The organism is Cellvibrio sp. ATLC23 (assembly GCF_057196725.1).
The window spans coordinates 96781-118782 of record NZ_JBXUOS010000008.1 but is presented as its reverse complement, the minus strand read 5'-3'; the positions used below and the strand labels follow the sequence as shown (position 1 = coordinate 118782).

At 47.4% G+C, this 22002-nt stretch carries 15 protein-coding genes; 8 read left to right on the top strand and 7 right to left on the bottom strand.

The features are described from left to right. Positions 1 to 46 precede the first annotated feature (46 nt). On the bottom strand, positions 47 to 2206 hold the full coding sequence (locus tag AC2CG4_RS13820; protein WP_484486821.1) for a sensor histidine kinase: 2160 nt from the start codon (positions 2204 to 2206) through the stop codon (positions 47 to 49). A 127-nt stretch (positions 2207 to 2333) separates the two neighbouring features. Between AC2CG4_RS13820 and AC2CG4_RS13815 the strand changes: the two genes are divergently transcribed. After that, a complete protein-coding gene (locus AC2CG4_RS13815) occupies positions 2334 to 2951 on the top strand; it encodes a response regulator (protein WP_484486820.1) in 618 nt (205 codons plus the stop codon). A gap of 208 nt (positions 2952 to 3159) precedes the next feature. On the opposite strand, the gene AC2CG4_RS13810 is transcribed toward AC2CG4_RS13815, so the two are convergent. Then, positions 3160 to 4578 (bottom strand): alpha-amylase family protein, encoded by a 1419-nt coding sequence (locus AC2CG4_RS13810; protein WP_484486819.1) that lies wholly within the window; start codon positions 4576 to 4578, stop codon positions 3160 to 3162. A gap of 431 nt (positions 4579 to 5009) precedes the next feature. Between AC2CG4_RS13810 and AC2CG4_RS13805 the strand changes: the two genes are divergently transcribed. From AC2CG4_RS13805 to AC2CG4_RS13780, 6 genes are all read left to right on the top strand, one after another. Then, the gene (locus tag AC2CG4_RS13805) at positions 5010 to 5690 is read left to right on the top strand and encodes a YkgJ family cysteine cluster protein (RefSeq protein ID WP_484486818.1); all 681 of its coding nucleotides are present in this window, start codon (positions 5010 to 5012) and stop codon (positions 5688 to 5690) included. Between the two features lie 193 nt (positions 5691 to 5883). Continuing rightward, positions 5884 to 6375 (top strand): hypothetical protein, encoded by a 492-nt coding sequence (locus tag AC2CG4_RS13800; protein WP_484486817.1) that lies wholly within the window; start codon positions 5884 to 5886, stop codon positions 6373 to 6375. A gap of 294 nt (positions 6376 to 6669) precedes the next feature. Then, on the top strand, positions 6670 to 8070 hold the full coding sequence (locus tag AC2CG4_RS13795; protein ID WP_484486816.1) for an MBOAT family O-acyltransferase: 1401 nt from the start codon (positions 6670 to 6672) through the stop codon (positions 8068 to 8070). Positions 8071 to 8091: 21 nt separating this feature from the next. Beyond that, positions 8092 to 9414: an SGNH/GDSL hydrolase family protein gene (locus AC2CG4_RS13790; protein ID WP_484486815.1), complete on the top strand. Its 1323-nt coding sequence runs from the start codon at positions 8092 to 8094 to the stop codon at positions 9412 to 9414. Further along, on the top strand, positions 9411 to 10637 hold the full coding sequence (locus tag AC2CG4_RS13785; protein ID WP_484486814.1) for a GDSL-type esterase/lipase family protein: 1227 nt from the start codon (positions 9411 to 9413) through the stop codon (positions 10635 to 10637). Before AC2CG4_RS13790 ends, AC2CG4_RS13785 begins: the two co-directional genes overlap by 4 nt. Before the next feature lie 24 nt (positions 10638 to 10661). Next, positions 10662 to 11408 (top strand): glucose 1-dehydrogenase, encoded by a 747-nt coding sequence (locus AC2CG4_RS13780; protein ID WP_484486813.1) that lies wholly within the window; start codon positions 10662 to 10664, stop codon positions 11406 to 11408. 69 nt (positions 11409 to 11477) lie between these two features. Here AC2CG4_RS13780 and AC2CG4_RS13775 read toward each other — a convergent pair whose 3' ends face one another. Next, a complete protein-coding gene (locus AC2CG4_RS13775) occupies positions 11478 to 13886 on the bottom strand; it encodes a carbohydrate-binding protein (protein ID WP_484486812.1) in 2409 nt (802 codons plus the stop codon). Between the two features lie 459 nt (positions 13887 to 14345). Here AC2CG4_RS13775 and AC2CG4_RS13770 point away from each other — a divergent pair, with 459 nt between their 5' ends. Then, positions 14346 to 16937 carry a glycoside hydrolase family 3 protein gene (locus tag AC2CG4_RS13770; protein WP_484486811.1) on the top strand — a complete coding sequence of 864 codons (2592 nt, stop codon included), beginning with the start codon at positions 14346 to 14348 and terminating at the stop codon, positions 16935 to 16937. A 75-nt stretch (positions 16938 to 17012) separates the two neighbouring features. Here AC2CG4_RS13770 and AC2CG4_RS13765 read toward each other — a convergent pair whose 3' ends face one another. The 4 genes from AC2CG4_RS13765 to AC2CG4_RS13750 all read right to left on the bottom strand — a co-directional run bounded on the left by AC2CG4_RS13765 (position 17013) and on the right by AC2CG4_RS13750 (position 21961). Beyond that, positions 17013 to 18500 (bottom strand): tryptophan halogenase family protein, encoded by a 1488-nt coding sequence (locus AC2CG4_RS13765; protein WP_484486810.1) that lies wholly within the window; start codon positions 18498 to 18500, stop codon positions 17013 to 17015. Positions 18501 to 18677: 177 nt separating this feature from the next. Beyond that, positions 18678 to 20159 carry a tryptophan halogenase family protein gene (locus AC2CG4_RS13760; RefSeq protein WP_484486809.1) on the bottom strand — a complete coding sequence of 494 codons (1482 nt, stop codon included), beginning with the start codon at positions 20157 to 20159 and terminating at the stop codon, positions 18678 to 18680. Positions 20160 to 20170: 11 nt separating this feature from the next. Further along, positions 20171 to 21199: a cupin-like domain-containing protein gene (locus AC2CG4_RS13755; RefSeq protein WP_484486808.1), complete on the bottom strand. Its 1029-nt coding sequence runs from the start codon at positions 21197 to 21199 to the stop codon at positions 20171 to 20173. 6 nt (positions 21200 to 21205) lie between these two features. Then, a complete protein-coding gene (locus AC2CG4_RS13750) occupies positions 21206 to 21961 on the bottom strand; it encodes a SapC family protein (RefSeq protein ID WP_484486807.1) in 756 nt (251 codons plus the stop codon). Between the last annotated feature and the right edge of the window lie 41 nt (positions 21962 to 22002).

The following is a 22002-nucleotide window of genomic DNA, read 5'->3' as shown; positions in this document are numbered from 1 at the left end:
GACAGGTGAGTGAGCCTGTCAGCATTGCCCAGCCCTCAGATTCGCGCTACCCCTGTTCAGGGGGGATAGACACCTTTATCGAGTAGCTCGACTCTTCGTCCCTACACTCTAGTAGAGCGTTAATTTCCGCTGCACGCTCGCGCATAATGCGCAAGCCACTACCATGGCCTACAGCTTTTTCCGTCATTATTGGATTATTAAGCGTGATTTTATTTCGCTGGAACTCAACTCGAATAACGGCAGGGGATGCATATTTGAGCGCGTTACTAACTGATTCTCGCAATATTCGCGAGAGATTGGTGTAAGTGCGCACAGATAATAGTTCCGGCAAGTCTTCTCTCTGATCAGACCAGTGCAATTCCGCACCAGCAACTTTGCACCGCTCTTCTGCTTCTTGTCGCCAGTTGGCAATCGCGACACTTTTATCGACAGGATATTGCTCCAAGGTTGTGACTAGTTGGCGCATATCTGCAATCGCATCACGCACCAATGGCTTGGTATCTTCACTGCTTGCATGTAATAGTTTCAGCAGTGTTGCTCCCAGATCGTCGTGCATATCTCGTCTGATTCTATCGCGCTCTAGTTGCATACCCTGATTACGCGCATCGATTCGCGCCAATGCCAAGCCGATCATTTGCTGCAGGTGTTTCACTGTTTTAATATCGGCAGACGTAAATAAACGCGCGCCCGCATCAGGTAAATCAACGCGAAAATGATAGGGCAGTTGCTCAAGATAAGCAGGCACCCATAAGCTCAAACCATCATTGGTAATGACGGGCTTTTTTAACTCCCCAGTACACTGCTCTACATGCGGCGTACGCCACACCTCGCGTAAAATTTCCTGCCAGCGATCACTACTACTTTTTAATGACTCATCGGATCTCTGATCGATTAATAATGGCAACACATTTCCGATCCATGTGTTTATGCCTGGATTCGCCTGTTTACCAATGCGGCTCCATAAAAATTGACGCAATGGAAAATACAGCCAGCCGGCAATGGCCAACGCAATTGGCAAGGCTAGCTCTTGCGGCAACGCCAAACCACTGACCAAGGCAATATCAAACACAACAATAAACAAACCGCTGACAAACCATCCGGTAATGGAATGCCACCACTGCTCCAATTGGAATAAACGATATTTCACAATCCCCAGTGCCAAACCCCAATACATCAGCAAAAAAGCACCGAACATAATGCCTTGCGACGCAGGCTGCGCAATATGCAACGCCGCTGGGATAATAATAAATCCAGCAAACAAACCCGTGGCGGTGTAAATAGATAACAGAAACCAACGCAGCGCAGCGCGAGCGCTAGGATTCTTCCGCGTTTTTTTCCACTGCACTGCAGAAAAAACAAAACTGATAGAAAAAATTAACAATACGGCAAGATGCATAAATGCCGGTGCCATCCATTGCAGCACATTCAATAACCATGCGACGAATGCAATTGCATAGATAGCAACAGGAATTCTCGCACTGCCCAAACGAATCGGATAAGTCCATAACAAAGAAGTCAGTGAGGCAGTAAAAAATAATGCACCGAAATGGTTAAGTGCGGAAAGCAAACGAAATAATTCACCATTGATAATTAATTCACGGGTGCTGTAAATCGCCGCTGCCGGTGCAAAAATTAAATAACCCACCCCCGTCAGCGCATATAAAATTGCCGCTGGATCGCGGCGACGCGAAGCCCACACTAGCGCACCGGTTAATGCACCACCCACTCCGACAAATAATTGAAACCAAAACAATACTGGCAGAGAGATTAAAGAGCGGGAGGTTGTTTGAATCGCAATGCGTTGACCATCTTGCAAAATTAATGACAGCTCATCCCGCTCACTTGCCCGAAATAATGCCTGTTGATCTTGCATCAACTGATTGAATTGCTCATAAGATGGCAGGGTGTCCGGCTCGTCAACAAATAACACATCCGTCAACAATTGTTGCTTATCACCAAGCTGAAAGCCTTGCACAAGCAGCGGAAAAGTCTGACTATTCTGCTGTAAATGCTCATCAATGGTGCGTCGATTGCTGCTCTGTTGATCCACATTGATCAACTGCCAATGATTATTTGTTGCGTTGAATTCGATGTTTAATCCGAGCCAAGGCAAATGTAAAGCGAGATACACGCAGAGCAGCACAACGACAGAACAAACCAGCGCAGAAGCGGAGATCAATACATGGGGTGATTGGCGATTTAGCATAGAGTTATCTGTACCATTTTGTGAAAACGAATCTGCGGCGACATAAATTCACATACACTATAATCACCTGCATTGGATCATCCTAAGCATAAACATTTACAATTTAATAGCAAACTAAGAGGTTACGGTGAAATCAGCCTTGGTAGTTGAAGATATTGCTGGTGTTGCACAATCACTAGCTGAATCACTCATGCGAGTCTTTCCCGGTATTGAAGTTTCTTTTGCTACCACGCTCGCCGATGCTATTCAGCAGGTAAACCAGATACTGCCTGACATTATTTTACTCGACCTTGGCCTACCCGATGGCCGGGGCAGTAACTTGTTGTTACATCGTGAGCTCAAGGATAAAACCTGGGTTGTTATTACCACTATTTTCGATGATGACGAACATCTTTTTGAAGCTTTACGGCTTGGAGCGCAAGGCTATCTGCTAAAGGATGACCTAGGAGAGGCATTCGATGCTGCACTCTCCGGCATTCTTACCAACAAGCCGCCTTTATCAGCAGGAATTGCACGACGAATTTTGCAAACATTCAGGCCTGCCAATCAAGAGTCCAATTTATCGGCACGCGAACATAAATTACTTGCATTAGTAGCGCGAGGTTACAGTGTCCAACGCGCTGCTGATGAACTGGGTATCACTTACAATACAGCAGCAAGTTATTTAAAAAATGTATATCAAAAACTTGAAGTTGGGTCTCGCGCAGAGGCAACACGAAAAGCCATCCAGATGGGTTTGGTTTAACAAGCGCCGTGGATAATTTTAAGTCTATTCAGCAAAAAAGAAGGCGCTGTGTTTTCCGCAATAAATGCTACTGCTAATCCTGAAAAACACCACAATAGAAAGTAGTAGAAAATAGATGGGGTAGTTGTTGCTTCGTAATATTTTAATTGAAAAAACCGGCACCATCCTGCTGCCGGTTTTTATTATGCATAACGATGAGTGATAAAAATTATTCAGGTAACCACATACGTGCGGTGCGTGCAGGCAGCGCAAAGGTGTAATTACTGCTGTTGATGTATACCAAAGCATTATTGGTTAATACATCGCGATAATTGCGGTACCACTTAAAGCGATTATTGGTATTCACGCTGAAGTTTTGTTGGCTGCCACACTTGTTAATGCCCACCACACCTTCTTCACCGCGACGGAATAAAATTGCGCAGCTGTTGTGTGCCAACACTTCCATACCTTGGCCTTGCACTGTGTTGTGGAAACGAATCATGGCACTGATATGGGATGCTTTGTAAGCATTAACCCAACGATTGCTATCAGTGCCTGTCGTATCACTAAAAATCAATGGTTTACCACCGTCGCGCCCCATGATGTAAGCATAGGCTAATCGCTCATCGGTTGCATCCAATATCCAGCTGCGGAAACCCGCATTGAGTGGAATATCGTGGTTAACCGTAAAGGTCACTGCGCGAAATTTATCAATCGCCTGACCAACCGCTTGTGGGTCGACCAGTGAACTCATACTGCCGCCCATGCTGAACGCATTGCGAATACTTTGGAACAACGGAAAGTCATAGGCTTTGTGGTCGGTATCGCGTAAGTATGGGCTGAGAAAGCGATCGTTGTCTGTATTTCCCGCTCCACCACCAGTAATAATTTCGCCAAACACATACATGTTAGTTTTAATGGTGGACGTAAAAATTTGATTGATATGATAGGCGGTCATATGTTTGGCGGCATCGACGCGAAAACCTTTCACACCCATGCTTTTTAACGCGCTTAAATAATTGCGTTGCTGTGTTACCACCCAGGAATTAGGATTCAAATCTGGCAAGCCGGTATCGCCACTGCCACCACACAAGCGCCAATTTTGCACCTGCCAAACATCGTTGTAATCGCCAATGCAATTGGCCGGATTAAAATCGGAGCCGCCAAATAAGCCCTGGGTTAAATCGCCAAATAATTTCTGATTGTTCCAGTAAGTTGTGTTGGAAGCATAAGTGCTCAAGGCCGCAGCACCGGGAAAATCGGTCGCGCCATTGCGCTCATTGGCCATGTGATTCAATACAATATCGGCATATACTTCTACGCCCTGCGCGTTTAACGCATTGACCATAGTTTGAAAACTTTGTTTATTGCCGCGAGCATGGTCGATAACACGAATATCCTGCGGTTGATATCGCTGCCACCACTGGGCATTGGTGGCGTTGGATTTTAACGGCGGTGCAACCAATACCGCTTTGTAACCGAGATTTTTTATCTCCGTCGCTTTGGCCGAAACATCGCTATAGTTCCAATCAAACGCGTGTAAAATAGCGTCGGCACTGGCCTGTTGCACACTGACAATACTGGCGAAGGCCAATGTCAGTGTGAGTGTTGTTTTGGAAAAAAATTGTGATAATGCATTGGTTTTCATTCAGGATTCCCTCGCAAAAGCTCGCCGCTGCAATCGGAGTATTTTGCAGCACAAACCTCGGCTGATAGTGGTAAATTATGCTTATTGTGTTTTGGCAGGCAGCAAGGTGCCCTCGAGCCTTAGCCCGAAAAAATAGCGTTGGAAACGGATACATTTATCCCGACATGTCGGACTGCGCGGCGTGGATCGCACACCTGGCCAGTTGACAAAAATGGTTGTGAACCTAGCTCTATCCAGAGTTATTGTTATTTCATTAACAGAGTGCAGTAAAAGCACCACTAATGTGGCGCAATTCCAGCTAGCTATAGTTAAATCCATTTATTGCAATTTAACCAGCCTGCTGCATACGTATTCAATAATCACATTTATAACTGGCTGTGATGCTAAGAAAACATTATCGCCATCAACTACTTTTATTTTGCGATGCCCCCATGACAAACGATTTCCAACAAGCTGCGCTCAACGAATTTCAAAAATCTGCCAGCCAACTTGCAAAAGCAAAAGATGCAAACGCAGCATTAACCAAATCTTACGAGCGCTACGATAATTTAATCGCTAAAACGATTGATGTATCTTCAATCAAACCGGCTTGCAAAGCAGGCTGTGCATTTTGTTGTCATTACAAAGTAGAAGTGCGCGCCCATGAGATGCTGTTGATTAAAGATTATATGAGCAAAACATGTAGCGTGGAAAAAATCGCAGCGGTATTAGCAGAGGCAAAAAGCAATGCAGCAATCATTCGCACCCTCACCCCCGAACAACATTTAACGACCAATATTAAATGCCCAATGCTGCAGGACAACCAATGCAGCATTTACCCAGCGCGCCCGTTTCGCTGCCGCAACTTTCATTCAACCGATGCAAACGCCTGCGAACAATCCCACGGCGACCCCAGCAATATGGAAATCGCCACCGGCATGATTGAAGATGTCGCCATGTTTGCCGATGCACATACACAGGGCTTTGAAGCAGCTGCAGAACAAATAGGAAAAGATGCGCGGGTTTATGACTTTACGACGGCATTATTGGAAGTCTTTGCTGATGCAAGTGTATTAAAGCGTTATCAACGGGGAAAAAAAACCTTTCAGCAAGCGATAGAAATTAGCACCTAACCAGCGGTGTAATAATGCGTAATTTATGCTCGCGCCAAATGCGACTATGTTCTTTCATTAAATTTTATTTTTGCTGCTTGCCAAGGTATTGCTGCATCTAGTAATTTTTAAAGGGTAGGGTTAATCTGCCTGTAAAGATACGGCCTTGGCTGTTGAATAGGCTATTACACTCCAAATCAGGAAACATGCATAAATGAAAAAATTAGCCTTATTATTAATTTTCTTTTTAATTTCATGCGCTTCTTCTACAGGAAGGCAAGTAGACTCAATTATTTATACTCATAGTACGGATAGCCAGATTAAGGCTAAAAATAAAATAGACGTAACCGCCTATAGAAAAGGTACGAGTAAAGAAGGGCTTTATTTGGTAGTTAATCCAGGTGACGTTAAATATAAAGGAACAGTATATCTTTCAAGTCTTTCTGTCTGGCCCGAACAAATCAATGAGTTTATAAAAATTCTGAATAGCACACTGGACGAAACTATCGAAACAAAAGGTATTCGGTTTGTAGCCAACTTAGGAGAAAATAAATCGTTCATATACACCCAAATAATAAATTCAGAGGTGTATGTTACCATTGATTCAGCTGCTGGAATATTGAACTTTGGACGAGATGATGTTGTTGATTTAATTAGAATATTAAATAGTATCAAATCAGAAAACGAAAAAAGTATGCAAATGTAACAAGCGACGGTGGTAGAAACTCCCCCTTAATTGACACCTGAAGTTTTATTATGAAGGTCGGGGATTTCTTACTTAAACTTCCTCTCGCGGCCGAGACCAGCACCCACCAAATTGATCTGCAGAGCCATAGGCTGACTCCCGAATAAGACTTCTCCACCAATAAAATACGCGATGCTGCAAGATAACCAATGCAGTATTTACCCTGTGCGCGGATTTATGATTTTACGCGCAGGTTTGTTTATTATGGCTGCCTATTCAACCTATTCTTGTTTAACGTTTATATGGATGTTGTAGATGCATTACCTCTCACCGGAATTCGGACTCGTTTTTGTTGGTTTTTTGTGGTTTTACTGGTGGTTGGGTTCGGCGCGTGGGGTTGGGGCGCAGAACCTGTTGCTGTTGGTGGCGAGTTACCTTTTTTATTGCAGTTTTGATTGGCGTTTTGCGCTGTTGCTGCTGAATTTTTCGCTGGTGATTTTAGCGCTGGCGCAGGCGGTGCATGGGCACAATGGTGTGCGGCGGCGCTGGCCGATGATGCTTGGGGTGGTATTGGCGCTCGCTAACCTCGGCATATTTAAGTACTACAATTTTTTCCGCGAAGAATCTTTGGCGCTGTTGTCGCCATTATTTAACGGCGCGAGCTTGCCGGTGCTGGAGTTTGTGCTGCCGGTGGGGATTTCGTTTTACACCTTTCAAGGCTTGGCCTATTTGATCAGCGTGGGGCGCGGTGAATGTAAACCGGCGAAGTTGTTGGATGGTTTGTTGCACCTCTCGTTTTTCCCGACCTTATTAGCGGGGCCGATTTGTCGGCCAAATGAATTGCTTGTGCAAATCCAAGCACCGGACGAGCGTAAAATCGTCGCGCCGGAATTGGCGATTTTATTGATTATCTCCGCGTTGATAAAAAAGGTATGGCTCTCGGCTTGGCTGGCAGAGGCTTGGGTGAATCCGGTGTTTGCCGACCCGGAGAGCTACCACGCGCTGGAATTGGCCTGCGGTTTAATGGCCTATGCCTGGCAATTATTTTTCGATTTTTCCGGCTATACCGATGTGGTCACAGCGCTCGCGCTGTTGCTCGGTTTTAGTTTGCCGGTGAATTTCCGCCAGCCTTATCTCGCCACTAGCTTGAGCGATTTTTGGCGGCGCTGGCATATCACCCTGTCGCGCTGGATTCGCGATTATGTGTACATCAGCCTCGGCGGCAACCGCGCGAGTTGGGCGCGCACGCAAGTGAATTTATTGATCGCCATGGTGCTCTCGGGCTTTTGGCACGGCGCCAGCGCCACTTTTGTGGTCTGGGGTTTGTGGCATGGGCTGGGGTTGATTGCGCAAAATAGCTGGCAAAAAATCACATCATTAAAGCTACCCGATGCCATCACCCAATGGCTGACCTTTGCCTTTGTGTGTTTTGGCTGGCTGTTATTTCGCGCGGAGGACTGGCACGCGGTGACAACTTATACCGCCGGTTTTAGCCGTTGGGATAGCTTGCCCAGCCTGAACTGGATTGGTTTACTGGCCGCTATGGTAGTGTTCTTTATGCTCGCGCGCCGCGCTGAACCTATGATGGAAAAATCGGCCGCTGCCTTGCGCCTTTTGCCTTGGTGGGGCCAGGGTTTAACCCTAGTCGCGATCGCTTTGTTGATTATGGAATTGGCACCGGCGGGTATGCCGGGTTTTATCTATTTTGGTTTTTAACGTTGCCAGGATTAAGACGTTATGAGTGCAGTACAGGATACGGAATCGCAACACCTTAAAGCTTTACTCGGCATCACCTTCGCCAGCCTGTTGCTGGTGGCGGTGAAGGGCAGCGCTTTGCTGCAATATTGGCAACAGACCCACCATATATTGCTGGAGTTTGGCAGCCTGCCTAAAACTAGCAGCTACTTGCCCGACACTCCCTTGATCAATGAGTGGAAGCGGCAGTGGCAGAATACCAGCGATTATTGGGCTGGGGTTATGGCGCAAAGCGAGAGCCGTATGCTGCTCGCTGGCCAACTGTTATTGGTTGGCGATAAGGCAATCCCCGCGCCGATATTGCCGGTGGTAGCCGCGCCAGTTTGCCCGAAACAGGAAGTCATCACCCAAGCCTGCCCTGAACCAAAACCTATCGCGCAACAGACAGAGGTAAAACCGGCGGTTAACGAGAACCCGGTGGTGTACGCAACACCTGCTGCGGCGATGACCGCTAGTGTGACGATTAACAGCCCAACCGATACTGCCGCGCCCGAGCATCGGGATGAGCCAGATGCCCTTCAACCGGATTCCCTAGAACCAACGCTTCTTGAGCCACTGCCCGAGGCCACACCCGAAGCCATCGCCGCCGCGCAGCGGCCGATCACACTCACGGCCAATGACCGCATTTTGCTGGTGGGCGATTCATTGATGCAGGGCTTGGCGCCACACCTTATTACCGGCCTCAAGCGCAAGTACAAAGTCGAAACCATGGACTTGAGTAAACACAGCACCGGCCTGACTTACCCAGCATTTTTCGATTGGCCTGCAACCGTGGAAGATGCGTTTGAGCTGGAAGATTACTCGGTGGTAATCGTGTTTCTCGGCGCCAATGACCCTTGGGATATGACCATTCACGGGCGCTATATTCGCTTTGGCTCCGAGCCTTGGGCGGAGGTTTATCGCGAGCGGGTGGCGCGAATTATCAACACCGCAGCGGCTCATCGCGCGCGCTTGATCTGGCTCGGTGTACCACCGCTGGGGCGTGAAGATCTGGTTGGTAAAGCGCCGATACTCAATGCGATTTACGCCGAAGAAGCCAGCAAGATGCCGCTATTTGCCCGCTTTGTCGCCACCGACCCCAGCCTCACTACCGATGGCAGCAGCTTTACCAAGTTTATCGAACTGCCCGATCGTGGCAGTGTTATGGTGCGCACCGACGATGGCGTGCACTTCACCACCCAAGGCCATCGCCTGCTGGCGAGCCTGACGCTCACTCAATTTGGCGCCGCTAGCACAAACGAAGCTCCCGCTGATTCCACCAATGCTGCTAATACAGCAACCGATAACAAGATCACCCAACGATGAAGTATGCAATTCTCGGCCTGTGGCTACTGGCGTTCAGCAGCGCAATTCCGGCGCTGGCGACCAATAAAACCACGCCCCTGCTGGATTACGGCGACCGCAAAGCACCTGCACTCTGGCAAAACCTGCGCGCGCTGGACAACAACCAACGACAGGAACCAATTCGAATCATGCAATTGGGCGATTCCCACACCGCGGGCGATTACTTCAGCGGTCAACTGCGCCTGCGCCTGCAGAACCAATTCGGCAATGCCGGTATCGGCTGGTTAACACCGGGTTACATCAGCAACCAGCGCTCCCAACAAGCCTTGTTGCGCAATATCGGCAACTGGAAACTGAGCGATGCCAAACAGCGCAAACACTCCGGCGCCTTTCCGGTCGGTGGGTTTATCAACACCTCGGCGGGCAATTCGATCCTCGAAATCAAAATCAAAGAAGCGCCAGCCGCTGGCCCATGGCGTCTGAGCATTTGGCAACACTCTGGCCAAACACCCTGGAGCCTCGCTCTGCCCGGCGGCAAGCTACACAAATTGCCCGGTCAAGGTGACGCCAAAGCGCCTTGGCGCTTGAGCACCCAAGAGTTGGACGCCAACACAATAAGCGGGCTGAAACTGCTTGCACCCTCTGGCGGCAAATTGGGCGGAGTTATTCTCGACCGCATGGCGCCGGGCATTACGCTGGATGCACTGGGCAACAACGGTTCAGTCGCCAATGTGATCAACCGCTGGGATTCATCCACGCTGCGCAGCCAACTGCAATGGCGCAACCCGCAATTAATCATCCTCGCCTACGGCACCAACGAAGCTTTTGGCCCGGATTTGGTGCCGGAAACCTACGAAGCCGAACTGCGCCAAGCGATTCGCTCACTGCGCGGTGCCGCGCCAGAAGCGGCGATTCTATTAATCGGCGCGCCCAGCTCGGCCAAATCCCGCCCGCCCCATATCAATGGTGGCTGCCGCGTGCCGCTACCGCCCAGTTTGATCAAAGTACAAAACAGCCAGCGGCGCATCGCCCGCCAAGAGCGCACTCTGTATTGGGATTGGAGTGCAATGATGGGCGGCAATTGCGGCGCGCAATTTTGGCTCAAACAAAAAACACCCTTTATGCGCCCGGATTTGGTTCACATGAGCCCGGAAGGGTATGTCGCCAGTGCCGATGCCCTGTATATCGCCATTTTGGATGAAATGGCTATAGCGGAAAAACGGCAGGCTGCAACTAAACGTTAATTGTTTTTTGCCAAAGGAGTAGACATGTCTAATCCCGTTATGCTCATCACCGGCGCCAGCAGTGGCATTGGCGCCGCCACCGCACTACTCGCCGCTGAACGCGGTTATGATCTGGTTATCACCTATTTAAACAATCGCGCGCAAGCTGAAACGGTTGCACAAAAAATTATTGCCCTTGGACGCAACGCATTGTGTGTACAAGCGGATGTAAGTATCGAAAGTGATGTCATTAATCTTTTCGCACAGCTCGATAAAACCTTTGGCCGCTTGGATGTACTGGTCAACAACGCTGCAATTTTGCGCCAGAAATTGTTTCGCGAAACACAGGTTGCCGAGCTGGAAAAAACTTTCGCAGTTAATGTGATCGGCAGTTTTATCTGCGCGCGCGAAGCAATTAAACGCATGAGTAAAATTGAGGGCGAAAACGGAGGTGCGATTGTAAATGTCTCGTCTATCGCATCGCGTTTTGGCGCCCCTTTTGAATATATCGACTATGCCGCAAGCAAAGGTGCAATTGACACCTTTACCATGGGGCTTGCCAAAGAATTAGTTGCCGATGGCATTCGTGTCAATTGTGTGCGCCCCGGTATTATCAATACAGATTTGCATGCAAAAGGCGGCGAACCTGAGCGCATTGAACGTATCGCACCAACAATCCCGATGCAGCGCGCGGGCGAGGCCGATGAAATTGCCAACGCAATTTTATGGCTCGCATCAGATGAAGCCTCTTATGTCACTGGCACATTGCTGGATGTGAGCGGCGGGCGTTAAGCACTAAAAATCTAATTCAAAAAAAACGGCAGACGATTAAGTCTGCCGTTTTTGTTTCAGCCTATTTGTTTACTGCCGCAAAATATCGACAAACGGGCTGTAAACGCCGTTTTTATCGAATGCTGCAATTTGAAAAATATAGTCTCCTTCCAACCAGGGAAAGTTGTAACTGTTAGTCCATGCGTCATTAATGCTGATGTAAGTGAATTTAGCGTCACTTGTTTTTTTATAGCGAATTTCATAACCACCTAAATCAGTGACATCAAGATAATCGCCATTTTCTCGCTTGTTGGGCGCCGTCCAGCTAATGCCAACAGAACCAGCAACATGTTGAGTGTTAGATGCGGATGATGACGACGACCAACTCGATGAACTCACCGCAGGTTTTGATGAACTGGAAGAGCTGATTGCCGCAGTGGAAGATGAACTTGATGAACTAGTGGTAGCAGGCGGCACAACAACATTATTCGCCTGATCAACCGGTTCGAATTTAATCCAATTTACATTAAACCCGCCCAATAGAGCTTTCACACCAAAATAATGCTTTCCAGCAGGCAAGGTCACTATGCGTTCAACACTGGTCCATTTTTGCCAACCGCCGGTTACAGGAACAGGCACCGTATCAAAAACTGCTGAGCCACCCGCTTCATGCAAGGTGAAACTTCCTCCTGCACTCAAGCTGGCGAGGCGGTAAGTAATTTTATAATTGGCAGTTGCAGGAATAAACACTTCAACATTTTTGTAGTCCATCCAATCACCAGTGTTGATATTGCCAGTGTTTTTCCCGCCCCCTACATCCTGTGTTGGTTCATTCCAAACACCACTCATTGCCGAATAATCTTCAGCTTGAATGGTGAGCGGCATAGGTGTTCCTATAGGCTCAATCCTAAACCAGTTAACGTTAAAGCCACCAACCTTGCCGAAGATGATGAAATAATGGTCGCCTTCAGTCATATCTACTATCGCCGACACATCCACCCAATTTTGCCAGCCTCCGGTTTTGGGCACACTGACCGTATGGTGTGTGGCATTAGTGCCCACTTCATTCAGAGCCAAACTCCCGCCGCCATTTAAACTCGCAACCCGGTAAGTAATTTTGTATTTTCCGGTATAAGGTAATTTAACTTTGGTATTGGAGTAATTCATCCAATCACCAGTGTTGATATTGCCAGTGTTCTGGCCGCCACCGACATCCGTCGTCGGCTCATTCCAAACACCACTCATGGTTGCATAATTTTCTGCCTGAATTACCACGGCACCCGGCGCGAGCGAATTCGCCGCACTGCTTGCAGCAGAGGATGAAACGGAAGACACAACGGAAGAGGCACTGGACGATGAAACAGTCGTGCTAAGGTTTTCGATTTTAAACCAGTTGACATTAAATCCACCGGCGGTAGCCAACAAAGTCAAGTTAGTACTACCCGCAGGCAAAGTGACCGTGCGTTCAACGTCTACCCATTTTTGCCAGCCACCAGTGACAGGTACGGATACAGTATCGATCACCGCACCAGTTCCAGATTTAAGCTGAAAGGTTCCACCTGAACTAAGGCTCGCGACACGATAAGTAATTTTATAAGTACCAGACACTGGCATCACAATACCGTTATAGGTCATCCAATCACCGGTATTGATGTTGCCAGTATTTTGCCCACCGCCGACATCTTGTGTCGGCTCGTTCCAAACACCACTCATCGTTGAGTAATTTTCCGCTTCCACAACAATGGCGGGATGCGAAGCTGCACTAGATGTAATACTAGAAGCTGCGCTTGATGATGAAGCAGCAACACTCAAATTTTCAATTCTGAACCAGTTGACGTTAAATCCGCCTGCTGTAGCCAACAAGGTCAGGTTATTACTGCCTGCTGACAAAGTAACCGTGCGTTCAACGTCTACCCATTTTTGCCAGCCACCAGTTACAGGTACGGATACAGTATCGATCACCGCACCAGTTCCAGATTTAAGCTGGAAGGTTCCGCCCGCGCTAAGGCTCGCAACCCGATAAATAATTTTATACGTGCCGGTTACTGGTATTTGGATGTTGTTATAGGTCATCCAATCGCCCGTATTGATGTTGCCAGTGTTTTGTCCACCACCAACATCTTGGGTTGGCTCGTTCCAAACACCACTCATAGCCGAATAATTTTCGGCCTCCACTGTAATAGGCGCTGGGCGAACAACGTTCGCTGCCGCACTGGGGCTAAAAATCATAAACGGAGCGCAAAGCGCCATAGCGATAGAAGCATTGCGCAAGCGCTGCTGCCAATTTAAGCCGCGCTTTAATTGCAGCTCATCGATGAAACCCAGCTCAATTAATATTTCACCAATGGGAGTAACAACGGCGGAAGGGTCAGATGGGTCGAGTAATCGCTTGCGGCGCGACTGCTCTTTTATAGCGTGTTCAAGCTGTATCTTTGTGATCAGTCCCTTACTGACGAGAATGTCACCTAAGCGCGTGAGTTCTTTTTTTTTGAAAAACATAACCCCTCCAAAACTACAACAGCATGATTCTGTCGAGCCGTTTGATAAAAAATCCTGAAAAATAACCTGAGACTGAACCCGCTTTTTTAGTGTAGAAGATGAACCAGAATTTGTGATCTATTACGCAGGAAGTTCATTGCAATCTTTTCGCATATGAGTGAGTGCGGATATACACATTTAAAAATGTATACATCTTTTATGGATAAAAAACCTTGCTGATTATTCAGTTTTTTGACCGTTTTTCGGCGCAAAACAAGGGATATTCATCATAAAAGGTAAAGTTTGTTCGCAGTATGCTGGCGAACTGCTACCTTTCATAAGCGAATGTTTACGCAGGTATCATTGTGACTACTGCATAAATCAATATCGATTACATCTGCGCCCCTCTAAAGGCGGTTGCGTTAATTGATGCAAATGATTGAATTGTCATCTCTTTGTTTAAATAACAGGTCATCCACTATGAACAATAAAACACAGCTTCGGTCGCTGGTGTCCGGCGCCGTTTTACTCTCACTGCTTGCGGGGTGTGACGCGCAAAAAACTGAACGGCCGCCAGCCGTCACTGCGTCACCCGAGACAACGAGCAGCGCCACCCAAGTGGAGTGGCCTGCCATTAGCAGTGCTGTCAAAAAAGATCCGGCGGTTGAAGCGCGGATCGATACACTCATAGCCCAAATGACACTGGAAGAAAAAATCGGCCAGCTAATCCAACCAGAGATAAAGGATCTAACCCCGGAAGATGTTAAGCAATATCACGTCGGCTCTGTATTAAATGGCGGCGGCAGCACTCCCGGCGGCAATAAATACGCACCACTGCAAGATTGGATAACCATGGCGGACAGTTTTTATAACGCCTCAGTAGACAAATCCAATGGCCGTATTGGCATCCCGATTATGTGGGGAACAGACGCGGTACACGGATTGGGCAATGTGGTTGGAGCCACCCTTTTTCCCCATAACATTGCGCTGGGCGCAACCAATAACCCAGAGCTCCTGAAAGAAATCGGCCGAGTCACTGCCGTTGAGATTGCTGTTACCGGTCTGGATTGGGATTTCTCCCCCACCGTTGCGGTTGCGCGCGATGACCGTTGGGGCCGCGCTTATGAAAGCTGGTCAGAAGATCCACAAATCGTCGGCGCTTTCGCCGGAGAGATGGTAGAAGGCCTGCAAGGTAAGGGTGGTTCAGAAGCCTTTTTATCCAACGATCATGTGATCGCCACTGCCAAGCATTTTATTGGCGATGGCGGCACGCTCAATGGTGTCGATCGCGGCCCTACTCAGGGCGATGAAAAACATCTGCGCGATATCCACGGCGCTGGTTATTTCAGTGCTTTGGAATCCGGCGTGCAGGCGGTGATGGCCTCTTTCACCAGCTGGGACGGCACCCGCATGCACGGCCACAAATATTTACTTACCGATGTGCTTAAAGGCCAAATGGGCTTTGATGGTCTAGTCGTCGGCGACTGGAGCGGTCACAGCTTTATTCCCGGCTGCACTGCGGTGGACTGCCCGGAATCGCTCATGGCCGGTTTGGACATTTACATGGTGCCCGAATCCAACTGGAAAGACCTGTACAACAATTTGTTAGCGCAGGCTAAATCCGGTGAAGTTACTGCTGAGCGTTTGGATGATGCCGTGCGCAGAATCCTGCGCGTAAAAATTCGTGCAGGCTTATTTGAAAAAGGCGCACCCTCGACTCGCCCACTCGCGGGCAAAAAAGAATTGTTGGGCGCACCTGAGCATCGCGCAGTCGCACGCCAGGCAGTGCGTGAATCGCTGGTATTGCTGAAAAATAAAAACAATTTACTGCCGCTGGCGCGCAACCAAAAAGTTCTGGTGGCAGGCGATGGCGCCGACAATATTGGTAAACAAGCCGGCGGCTGGTCAGTCACTTGGCAGGGCACTGGCAATGTGAATTCCGATTTCCCCGGCGGAACCTCCATTTATGCAGGCATCAATGAAGTAGTAAGCGCAGCCGGTGGTAAAGCGACACTCAGCGTTGATGGTTCATTCACTGAAAAGCCCGATGTCGCCATAGTTGTTTTCGGTGAAGATCCCTACGCGGAAATGCAAGGCGATGTCGGCATGCTCGCCTACAAACCTCGCAACCCAAGCGATTTGGAATTGCTGAAAAAATTGCGCGCGCAAAATATTCCGGTGGTGGCTTTATTTATCACTGGTCGCCCACTTTGGGTGAATCGCGAACTCAATGCGTCTGATGCGTTTGTCGCCATTTGGCAACCGGGCACTGAAGGTGGTGGTGTAGCCGATGTGATTTTCAAAAATGCGGCAGGTGAAATTAATTACGATATGAAAGGCCGCTTGAGTTTCTCTTGGCCGAAACATCCTGACCAAACGCCACTGAATCGCGGCGACAAAAATTACGACCCACTCTTTGCCTATGGCTTCGGTTTGAGTTACGCCGATAAAGATACGCTCGTCGACAATTTACCGGAAGACGGATTAAAAGCCGCTGAAGCATTAGACGTATTGGAAATTTTCAACCGCCGCCCAATCGATCCATGGCAATTGGAAATTATCGGTTACCAAAACGATATAGTGCCGATGAACAGCAAAATGGTGAAAGCCTCATCGCTAATGATTCAAGCTGTTGACCGCGAAGTGCAAGAAGATGCTCGCCGCGTGCAATGGAATGGTTCAGGCAGCGGGCAAGTTGCCATGTCCATCGCCAACCGTCAGGATTTTACCAATTACTACACCAGCGACTCGGCACTGGTATTTGATATCAAAGTCGATGCGGCCCCAAGTGCTGTTGCCTACCTGCGTTTAGGCTGCGGCTCTTACTGCGCATCGGATATCGACATGAGTGAAAAACTGAAAAGCTTCGTTGGTCAAGGTTGGCAAACCGTTACCGTGCCTTTTAGCTGCTATCCAAATTCCGGCGCTAACTTCGGCATCAACCAACCACCAGAAGAGTACTGGACACAAATCCTGCAACCTTTCTCGCTAATCACCAGCGGCACTTTGGATATTACTTTCGCCAAAGTGAGTGTGATCAAAGGAGCAGGTAAAGACGTGGCTTGTCCGTAAGAAAATAATTGTTGCGGTAAAATAAAAATCCCCGTCAGTGAAAGCTGCCGGGGATTTTTTATTGCATTAACAAACCTACACAGACGCTTTGCAATACTGTTGCACAAAGTCCTCATGCAGGGGTAACTTCTCTGCTTCACTGCGAATAACGGTTTTCATTTTAGTGAAAAATTGTCGCAGCTCGTTTTCACTCATCAGGTGAGCAATGTGATGATATTGCTCAGGCATAATGCGCTGGCCAAGCATCACTTGAGTCCAGGAATCGATACGGAATAGTTCACCCGGCGCCTGATATGCGTGGCCGGTTTTTTTGAATAACTCAATGCGATGCGCCAAGGTTTCCGGCACTTCCATATTTTTACAATAGCGCCAAAAAGCGCTGTCATCCCGCTCTGTTGCTTTGTAATGCAGAATCACGAAATCGCGGATAGGTTCAATTTCAGCGTGTGTCTCGCGGTTATATTCATTGACCAGTGCAGGCTCGACTCCGCGAAAGGGAAAGAGGCGCATCAGGCGTGTAATCGCCATAATAAATAAATGAATACTGGTTGATTCCAGTGGCTCAATAAATCCGCTTGCCAAACCCAAAGCCACACAATTTTTATTCCAACTTTTATGTCTGCGCCCAGCGCGGAATTTAATCGGACGCGGTTCAGTGACAGTGTTGCCTTCTACACTTTGCAAGAGAGTGGTGCGCGCTTCGTCATCGCTCATAAAACCGTTGCAATAAACTAACCCATTGCCAACCCTGTGTTGCAAGGGAATTTGCCAACGCCACCCCGCGTGATGTGCAACAGAGCGAGTGTAGGGCACTGCGGGGCGCACCGATTCAGTTTGCACCGCGAGTGCAGAATCGCATGGCAGCCAATGTGTCCAATCTTCATAACCGGTACGCAGTGTTTGTTCAATTAACAAACCGCGAAAGCCGGAGCAATCGATAAAAAAATCACCTTCAATTGTTTCTCCGGATGCGAGAGTCAAGCCGGTAATAAAACCAGTGTCGTGATCTTGTTTTACTTCAACAATTTTTCCTTCTACACGCTTACCGCCATTTTTTTCGTAGAGTTCACGCAAAAATTTTGCGTAACGAGTGGCGTCCAGATGATAGGCGTAATTAATATCGGCATTGGGGCCGGTATAAAATTTGTTAGTGAGCGATGCCTGAACTTCCAAACAGAAATCGCCAAACTCAAAGTCCATTCCCAACTCGCGACTGCGCAGCCAAAAATGATGAAAATCTCCGAGCCAGGTTTCTTTGCCGGTTTTACCAAAGGAGTGGATATATCTATCGCCCTTCTGCCCCCAATTCTCAAACGAGATACCTACCTTAAAGGTAGCCAGCGTCGCTCGCATAAATTCCTGTTCATCAATACCCAGCAATTTATGAAATACGCGGATTGGAGGAATCGTCGCTTCACCCACCCCAACAGTGCCAATGTCGTCAGATTCTATAAGCGTTATATCCAGCAACTCGCCGAATTTTCTGGAAATAGCTGCCGCCGCCATCCAGCCAGCGGTGCCGCCACCGGCGATGACTAATTTTTTTACAGGTGATAACTGCACAGGAAACCCCGTTTTGCTCTTTTATTGTGTATTTATGACCGGTGATCAAACCAGTAGTGGTGAGCGAATATTCGCTATTCAGGCGCAGTATCGCAAGCTTGGGAGGACTTATATTTTCTATAACCTCTTGATACCCGCTATTGAACAACAGATTCTGTATTTTCTACACAGCAAGAATCAAGATCTTCCGCAAAACATATGAATAAAATCCTGATGTGAAGGAAGCCGCTCAATTTGCCTGTTAACATCAGCAGCAACGCTGCTGAGGAAGTGACGCAACTGCTGCTCTGGCATTAAATTGACAATCGGATGATAAGACTCAGGGGTGATACCTTGGCCAAGCATCACTTGTGTCCAAGAATCCAGACGAAAAAGTTCGCCCTCAACCTGATTCGCCTTGCCGTTTTCTTCAAATAGTTTAATTCGATGCTGCAGATCTTCGGGTACTGTCATAGATTTACAGTAACGCCAAAAGGCACTATCTTCTCGCTCGGTGGCCTTGTAGTGCAAGATAATAAAATCCCTAATTCGTGAAAATTCACTCTCTGCCTGAGCGTTGTATTCATCGACGCTGGACTGATTGATTTCTCCATGTGGAAAAAGCTGTAGTAAGCGAGTTACCGCAGTCATGATCATATGTATGCTAGTCGACTCAAGCGGCTCTAAAAAGCCCGCAGAAAGCCCTATTGCAACACAATTTTTATTCCAAGCTTTTTTACGTCTACCAGTGTTAAATTTTATAATTTTGGGTTCAGTGAGCACCTTGCCCTCTACACTATTTAGAAGCATATGAGTTGCTTCATCATCTGACAGGTAGGGACTGGAAAAAACAATGCCATTGCCAACACGATGCTGCAGCGGTATTTTCCACCGCCAACCAGCGTGATGCGCTATAGAGCGAGTATAGGGAGGCGCAGCAACCGTAGACTCAGTTTGAACAGCTATGGCGCTGTCGCAAGGTAACCAATGCCGCCATTCTTCGTAGCCGGTCTGCAGCGATTGCTCAATCAATAGAGCGCGCATACCAGTGCAATCGATAAATAAATCACCTGGTATGTGCTGCTGTGAGTCCATAATAATAGTGCTGATAAAGCCAGTATCGGGGTGTGTTTTCACTTCGGCGATTTTTCCCTCCACGCGCTTTACTCCGCCAGCCTCTGCACGTACACGTAGAAAACTAGCGTACCTGCCCGCATCCAAATGAAAAGCATAATTCATTTTAATCTGATCGCTTATTGCAAACCGATTCTCTAATGCCGCTTTATATTCAAGACAGTAATTACCAAATGGCTCCGCAACACCCAAGCGCAGGCCCCTGAGCCAGAAATGTATAAAATCAGTGATGAGCGTTTGCTTTCCAGTAACACCAAAAGAATGGAAATAGCTTTCCCCGATTTGTTTCCAGTTTTCAAATTGAATGCCGAGCTTGAATGTGGCATTGGTAGCCCGCATAAAGTCTTGCTCGTTAATACCGATTAACCGATGAAATGTGCGCATAGGTGGAATAGTGGCTTCGCCAACACCGATGGTGCCTATTTCCTCTGACTCAATCAGGGTGATGTCCAGTAATTCCCCCATTTGATGAGCAAGAGCCGCTGCAGTTATCCAGCCCGCAGTGCCACCACCAGCAATAACTAGCTTCATTTTTTTTTCTGACATTTTTATTCTCATCAACGATTCAATTTATTAATCAGTAGGGCTCTTAATTTTCTAGCGTCAATGCGCTCAAGTGGTTGTAAAAAGCCTCGCGCCTCTTTAGGAATATAGTTATTCGCCGCCTCTGCACCGTTAAAGATGTAATGATTAAAAATATGTTTCCAGCCCTCTCGCTCATGATCTGACTTATCCCTAATACCCAACATAGCTGCATACAACGCATTCATACCGGACATCAAAAAAGCGGGTGAGTTATCCCACCAGTAATTCACCAAAATATTGTAGGGCGCAAGACTTTCCACATGATGCCACCACATGTTGGGTATATATAAGGCGTCCCCTGGTTCTAGTTCAGCGACTTGCGCATTTGCCAAAGCGGCTTGAAATCCTGGAAATTTTTCAAAGTCCGGATTCTTAAAATCTACCAAGCTAATTACTTGCCCTCCTGGGGTTGGCTCCAGCGGTCCCGGATAAAGATTACTGATTTGATCTGGAGGGAAGACGATAAAGCGACGCTTACCTGCTACACAGCAGGCGATGTTATCCAGTGCATCAAAATGACAAGTAGCTGTGGTGGCTGCACCAATCCAGATACTTACACGTTCTGCCATTGCTTCTGGATGCATGGCGCGCGGGATAGTCAGTTGATTAGCTTCCCGGAGGCCAGGCAAATGGGTGTCAATAACGTTCGAGGCAATATAAAGAACTGGTTCACCCGCTTTTCCAGCGCTGACTAGAATTGTTTCAAGCGTCTCATCAATACGCCCCTTGAAGCTTTCGTAATCAAGAGTAGTGCAGTTATCGCTGTAAAACATTCTGCCATTATTTTCCGAAGGAATTTTACAAACAATGGAGGTGTTGCCATTATAGAAATGTTTTAAATAGTCTACCGATGCTCGATCAGAAATTCGCCCTGCCATAACGAGAGGCCAATCACTCACCAATTGCTTCAGAATCACCGGTTCTGCAGCAGCAATAACATCAGCAGGTATATTGTCGGGTGTAATACCCTGCAATATTTTTATTGTTTTATAAGTATTCAATTTTTCTCAGCCGTGTAAAATCTTGGTATTTTTCCAATCAATAAGCTTTCTGAAATTAGACAGTGAAGCTGCTATAAAATATGCGGCCTGAAGAAAGCCATTTCGATTTAAATCCTCTAATTCGGCGCCATTTAAATTCCCTAGTTTTTTTAGATTAATGGTCTCATAACCAGTAATTTTTAATTTTTCTTGATTCTGAAATTCTATATCCAGAGCGACCGGCTCTAGCAAATCATATTTGATGAAAAAATCGAACATTAACTTTGTTAAAGGAATCCCATCATTAATAATCTCCAACATCCTGGAAATATGGCTTAGGCAAGGGGCATTTCCGCCATTCTCCAAAAATAACTTTTGCCCGGTTCCGCAAGTTACTTTTGGGTGGCTCAAGTCCACTTGTACCAAGGGGTTTTGTGTTTCAACGCCATTAACCATTTCACGCTTTATGCCAATTGAAAATGGACCCCTCGCCATAACGGCCGGTACGTACTCAGCATTCCAACCTGAATTCTTCTGCCTTTCCAGATCTTTATCCACTAAAAATAAGTTCTCGTTCTTCTCGAAACCAAAAAATACAGTAGCTTGGTATTCTCCGGTCTCTGGATTCTTGCGACACAAAATTGGATATTCTTTTTGTACATCGGCAATCTCGGTGACATAAGTGGATGTTCCAGTTATGTTGTCGCCCAACTCCGCTGAAAAATCCAGACTCACTCTTAATTCTTCATGCGTAACATTATTCAATACTTCAGCTTTTTGCATATTGATCACCATCAACCTCTTTTTTATATTGACTTCAGTAA

Bases quoted from the DNA above. Each gene is read 5' to 3' on its own strand.
- AC2CG4_RS13820 (WP_484486821.1), bottom strand. From the start codon at position 2,206: ATGCTAAATCGCCAATCACCCCATGTATTGATCTCCGCTTCTGCGCTG.
- AC2CG4_RS13810 (WP_484486819.1), bottom strand. From the start codon at position 4,578: ATGAAAACCAATGCATTATCACAATTTTTTTCCAAAACAACACTCACA.
- AC2CG4_RS13805 (WP_484486818.1), top strand. From the start codon at position 5,010: ATGACAAACGATTTCCAACAAGCTGCGCTCAACGAATTTCAAAAATCT.
- AC2CG4_RS13800 (WP_484486817.1), top strand. From the start codon at position 5,884: ATGAAAAAATTAGCCTTATTATTAATTTTCTTTTTAATTTCATGCGCT.
- AC2CG4_RS13795 (WP_484486816.1), top strand. From the start codon at position 6,670: ATGCATTACCTCTCACCGGAATTCGGACTCGTTTTTGTTGGTTTTTTG.
- AC2CG4_RS13790 (WP_484486815.1), top strand. From the start codon at position 8,092: ATGAGTGCAGTACAGGATACGGAATCGCAACACCTTAAAGCTTTACTC.
- AC2CG4_RS13785 (WP_484486814.1), top strand. From the start codon at position 9,411: ATGAAGTATGCAATTCTCGGCCTGTGGCTACTGGCGTTCAGCAGCGCA.
- AC2CG4_RS13780 (WP_484486813.1), top strand. From the start codon at position 10,662: ATGTCTAATCCCGTTATGCTCATCACCGGCGCCAGCAGTGGCATTGGC.
- AC2CG4_RS13775 (WP_484486812.1), bottom strand. From the start codon at position 13,886: ATGTTTTTCAAAAAAAAAGAACTCACGCGCTTAGGTGACATTCTCGTC.
- AC2CG4_RS13770 (WP_484486811.1), top strand. From the start codon at position 14,346: ATGAACAATAAAACACAGCTTCGGTCGCTGGTGTCCGGCGCCGTTTTA.
- AC2CG4_RS13760 (WP_484486809.1), bottom strand. From the start codon at position 20,159: ATGTCAGAAAAAAAAATGAAGCTAGTTATTGCTGGTGGTGGCACTGCG.
- AC2CG4_RS13750 (WP_484486807.1), bottom strand. From the start codon at position 21,961: ATGCAAAAAGCTGAAGTATTGAATAATGTTACGCATGAAGAATTAAGA.